Consider the following 1,327-nt stretch of genomic DNA (forward strand, 5'->3'; position numbering starts at 1 on the left):
GGAAGAGGACAAGCCGTCCGGCGGACTGACTGCCGATTTTCTCTCGGCACACGGGTTTCTCTGACAGGAGGATATAAAAATGGCTGATTTTGCAACCATTGAAGAAGCACTGGACGCCCTGCGTGCAGGCAAAAACATTCTGGTCATCGACGACCCGGATCGTGAAAACGAAGGTGACATCATCTGTGCCGCACAGTTTGCAACCACAGAGAACGTAAACTTTATGGCGACTTACGCCAAGGGTCTGATCTGTATGCCGATGAGCGGTGAATACTGCGACAAGCTGGGTCTGCCGCCGATGGTCGAGCAGAATACCGACAATCACGAAACCGCATTTACCGTAGCCATTGACCACGTCAACACGACAACCGGTATTTCCGCAGAAGAGCGCGGCTATACCGCTCGCGCAACGGTTCTGGCCAATGCCAAGCCGTCTGACTTCCGCCGTCCGGGTCATATGTTCCCGCTGCGCGCACGCGAAGGCGGTGTACTGATTCGTTCGGGTCACACCGAAGCTACCGTTGATCTGTGCCGTCTGGCAAATCTGGAGCCGGTTGGTCTGTGCTGTGAAATCATGCGTGACGACGGTACCATGATGCGCACAACCGAGCTGGTTGAATTCGCTAAGAAGCACAATCTGGTTATGATTTCTATCGCTGATCTGATTGCCTATCGGATGCGCGACAAAGACGAAGCACTGGTAGAAGAAGTCGCTTGCGCTGACATGCCGACCAAGTACGGCCACTTCAAGATTCACGGCTTTATCAACAAGGTTTCCGGCGAGCATCACGTGGCTCTGACCATGGGCGATATTGCAAACGGCGAACCGGTTCTGTGCCGTGTTCACTCTGAGTGCCTGACCGGCGATACGTTTGGTTCCAAGCGCTGCGACTGCGGCGAGCAGCTGGCGGCTTCGCTCAAGGCAATCAACGAAGAGGGCCGCGGCCTGCTGCTGTATCTGCGTCAGGAAGGACGCGGCATCGGCTTGATTAACAAGCTGCGCGCATACGAATTGCAGGAGCAGGGCTATGACACTGTAGACGCCAACATCAAGCTGGGCTTCCCGGCTGACATGCGTGAGTACGGCATGGGTGCACAGATTCTCGTCTCCCTCGGTGTACAGAAACTGCGTCTGATGACCAACAACCCGACCAAGATTCACGGTCTGTCCGGCTACGGTCTGGAAATTGTCGAGCGCGTGCCGATTCAGATCGCTGCAAACCCTGTCGATGCGTTCTATCTCAAGACCAAGCAGGAGCGCATGGATCACATGACCGAATATAAGTAAAAGTTTGACCGTTTATTCAGGAGGATACAATTATGAAAC

Annotated in this window: 1 protein-coding gene; it reads left to right on the top strand. The window is 54.3% G+C overall.

Annotation, left to right across the window (positions count from 1 at the left end; translation table 11 throughout):
• Positions 1-79 precede the first annotated feature (79 nt).
• Positions 80-1,288, top strand: coding sequence for a bifunctional 3,4-dihydroxy-2-butanone-4-phosphate synthase/GTP cyclohydrolase II (locus ACR0P9_RS12765; protein WP_432620725.1), 1,209 nt, complete (start codon positions 80-82; stop codon positions 1,286-1,288).
• The last annotated feature ends 39 nt before the right edge of the window (positions 1,289-1,327 follow it).

This window comes from Butyricicoccus sp. (genome assembly GCF_050872565.1).
GTDB lineage: Bacteria > Bacillota > Clostridia > Oscillospirales > Butyricicoccaceae > Butyricicoccus_A.